The sequence below is a fragment of the Pseudomonas sp. P5_B2 genome (genome assembly GCF_056400445.1).
Genome location: NZ_JBFULH010000514.1, coordinates 1 through 2938, shown reverse-complemented (window position 1 = coordinate 2938; position 2938 = coordinate 1). Strand labels below are relative to the sequence as shown.

At 55.5% G+C, this 2938-nt stretch carries 5 protein-coding genes; 2 read left to right on the top strand and 3 right to left on the bottom strand.

All coding sequences use genetic code 11. The features are described from left to right. Window positions 1–227: DUF1214 domain-containing protein (locus AC1DRJ_RS23240; RefSeq protein ID WP_477804213.1), on the top strand; the 227-nt coding region annotated here is incomplete at its 5' end. A 393-nt stretch (window positions 228–620) separates the two neighbouring features. Here the strand turns inward: AC1DRJ_RS23240 and AC1DRJ_RS23235 are convergent. From AC1DRJ_RS23235 to AC1DRJ_RS23225, 3 genes are all read right to left on the bottom strand, one after another. After that, window positions 621–863, bottom strand: a complete 243-nt coding sequence (locus AC1DRJ_RS23235; RefSeq protein WP_477804212.1) for a hypothetical protein — start codon at window positions 861–863, stop codon at window positions 621–623. Between the two features lie 138 nt (window positions 864–1001). Next, on the bottom strand, window positions 1002–1220 hold the full coding sequence (locus tag AC1DRJ_RS23230; RefSeq protein WP_477804211.1) for a hypothetical protein: 219 nt from the start codon (window positions 1218–1220) through the stop codon (window positions 1002–1004). Between the two features lie 785 nt (window positions 1221–2005). Further along, the gene (locus tag AC1DRJ_RS23225; protein ID WP_477804210.1) at window positions 2006–2347 is read right to left on the bottom strand and encodes a hypothetical protein; all 342 of its coding nucleotides are present in this window, start codon (window positions 2345–2347) and stop codon (window positions 2006–2008) included. Between the two features lie 177 nt (window positions 2348–2524). Between AC1DRJ_RS23225 and AC1DRJ_RS23220 the strand changes: the two genes are divergently transcribed. Next, entirely contained in the window at window positions 2525–2761 is a 237-nt protein-coding gene (locus AC1DRJ_RS23220) for a hypothetical protein (RefSeq protein ID WP_477804209.1), read from the top strand. Window positions 2762–2938 lie beyond the last annotated feature (177 nt).

The following is a 2938-nucleotide window of genomic DNA, read 5'->3' as shown; positions in this document are numbered from 1 at the left end:
ATCCGCGCGCGGGCAGCCAAAGCTATCCGTCTCCCGCTGCTGAAGCGAACGCGGACGGCGCCACGACGATCTACTTCAGCCCGTCGCAGCCAGCAAATGTCAATCGGGGCAACTGGATTCAGACCATGCCGGGTAAAGGCTATTTCCCGATGCTGCGGCTGTACAGCCCGCTTGAGCCATTCTTCGCCAAGACCTGGCGGCCAAGCGAGGTCCAACTGGTTCCCTGAGACGACGACGTCTGCGTGCGGAGTGATGTCACCCCGTGCGGTTCTCGGGCACGGACCTCGACCTGATCAGTGCGCAAGAAGTGGATCAGGGCACGAAGTCCACCCGGGAAGCGCAAGCACGCTCCCCGTGGCAGGCCGCACAGGCCCCCTGATCGCGGCGTGGCGTCTAGATCTCGTATTCGGGTCGTCTTGGCTACGTCGCCTATCGGCGGCGGCTTCGGTGTTGTAGATGGCGACGCGGTTTTGATCAAGCGGGTGAGACGGTCCATTGAGTAGTTGGACCTGGTTGCCGTCTGGAAAAATAGATCCGTCCCCTTAAAAATCGGGAGATATTTCCAGCTGCATCCCGATCAATTTCCATACTGAGTCTCCGTGCTGATTTGCGGGATGTTACTAACCGCCCTGAGTATCAATATCAGCATCTTGAACCGGCTTATGTTCAGGCTCTGATTTGAAGTCGGGACTGTACGAGTTTTCTTTAGCTGCGGGGTCGTGCTTTGGATTATTGGGCGCGTCGACCTCGGCGGTTTTCGACGGAACTTCAGACCGTTTGGGGTCGTGACCAGTTTCGTTATCCGTGCTGCTCGTACCGCCCTGCTGCGATATGTTTCCCGGTGCATTCTCATCAATGTCCATGCTGCTCTCCGTATGGTTTCTTAAATGTCCGTGCTTAAGCATGTGAGGTGGGGAAACGCTGTAAGTGCCCGGCAATAGACGAATGGCGAGAACAAAAAACCCGGCTCACTGGCTCGCTCACTGGCCGGGTTTTCACCCCTATCGCATGTCGTCTGAAAGCGGTGTTTCCTCATCCGCCTCTGGAGTTGTCCTCTCAGCAGGATCCTTCCAATCCACAGGACGATCGTCGCTGGGATTTTTCAACGGATCGTATTTGTTTGGATCGTCAGGATCTAGCCTCGGCTCATCGGCGCCTGGCTCAGGTTTGGATGGAACAGAATCTTGTGTTTGGTCTTGAAAACTCGAATCAATAGACATACCCACCTCACCGTTGAGGTCCAGCTTTTCTGGGCCGTAAAAGTTTGAAACTCGCCGATAGGGAGTGTGCGACCGAGTAGATGAGTGGGCAGAAAGGTTCTGCTACAACGAAGAGGCGGCGGTAAGGCTCACCTCGCCAGTCATCTCGGGGGGAGGTATAACGCAACTGGCAAGGCGAACCACTGAACCCTAGTTTACCTATTCAATTTGGCTGGCGCCTTTCATCTGATTTTCCCCGAACATCAGTAACTCCCTCCTCTACAAAGTCAGTCGCTGTAGAGGCAAGGACGGAGTCATGCCTGGAGAAAAACAACCCGTTCAGATTGCAGCCACTCTTCACTGGCTGCTTTGGGTTGTGGATTCAACCGTTCGCGACAAGCATAAAACGGCCAACAGCGAACCTTCGCATTTTCAGATATCACAGGCAGTACGAGAACCTCTGAGATCATCCCAATAGGGAGGATCGCCAATCGCACTGATGAAGTAGTCCCACACCACGCGAACCTTCTGAGAGCGGAGTCGGTTCTCGGGGGAAATCAAATGTATCTGGCTTGGCGTCTGCTCAACCGCCCCCTCCCAATCGGGCAAAAGCTGAATGAGCTGCTTGTTTATGAAAACTCTCTCTACAGAGGAGCCAGGAAGGGAAAAACACAATCCCCCGCCCCGCGAGCGCCGCCTCTACCAGTCCCTGCCCGTTGTTGCTTCTGAGCGGGCCATGCACCTCAATGAATTGGTTGGTTGCGGCCAACCAAAGGAGCTCAATGAAAAGCGCTTGCGAGTCAGGGTCAGATGCAATCCTGTGCGGCGCGCTCAAAGGCCGAAGGCAGGAAGTTCGAGGCCAGCAACTGGCGCTCGTAGATGAACACCTTGCCACCCTTCCCGGCCTTGTAGGCTTCCAGCACGTTGTCCGTCGAGACTTTGCTCGGCACCACGATCCGGTAGCTGCGCGAGGTTTGCGAGACTGTCGGGCTCAACGCACTGCCCTGCAATTTAGGCACGACGCAGTCGGTGTATTGGGCAGGCGTCTTGCTGGTCTGCAAGGTCAGGGTCGGGTCGTTCGGCGCAGAAGCACAACCGGCGAGCAACGCAGAGGCAAACGCCATGGCAGGCATGAATAAAGGGCGCATGAGTCTCATCCAGAAAATAAACGGTTCAGTTCTTCAATGGCGGCGATTTTCCGACTATTGTCGGTAAAGCAGAAACTGCCTTTCGTAATGGTCACTATTACGTCTAGCAATAGTTGCGCGCCGTGCAGGTGGATAAACACTCAGTCACAACCAGAACAGATTGATGAGGATCTCCCCTTGAGAACTTTTGACTTGATCCGTGACGCCGTCTTGCCCGATTTCCGTGACCGGGTGGCCGAGTACCTGGTCGAGTACGAAACCGTACTGTTGGGTGAAAACCCGTCCGACTCGGCGCTTGTGCTGGCCACCGCCAATCAGTTGCGCGGTTATTTGCGCGGGTTGAACACCATGCGAGTGCTGGGCATGGCGGACTGGGAAGAGCTGGACCGGCGGGTGGTGAATACCTGGCTGTAGCGCCCGACCAATGACAGCTTTGGTCTCCCGAACGTCGGCGCCGTTACCGAATCGTCCTATTGCTCTATGCGACATTGCTTATGTTCAAAGCCTACGCCCTCCCATCGCCGATTTCGGCAACATCTGCGCAATCTGTGTCCCCCCTTAAGAGTTCACTTACGGCGACCGGAGAAATGT

Coding starts and splice junctions, on each gene's coding strand:
- AC1DRJ_RS23235 (WP_477804212.1), bottom strand. CDS start 863: ATGGACATTGATGAGAATGCACCGGGAAACATATCGCAGCAGGGCGGT.
- AC1DRJ_RS23230 (WP_477804211.1), bottom strand. CDS start 1,220: ATGTCTATTGATTCGAGTTTTCAAGACCAAACACAAGATTCTGTTCCA.
- AC1DRJ_RS23225 (WP_477804210.1), bottom strand. CDS start 2,347: ATGCGCCCTTTATTCATGCCTGCCATGGCGTTTGCCTCTGCGTTGCTC.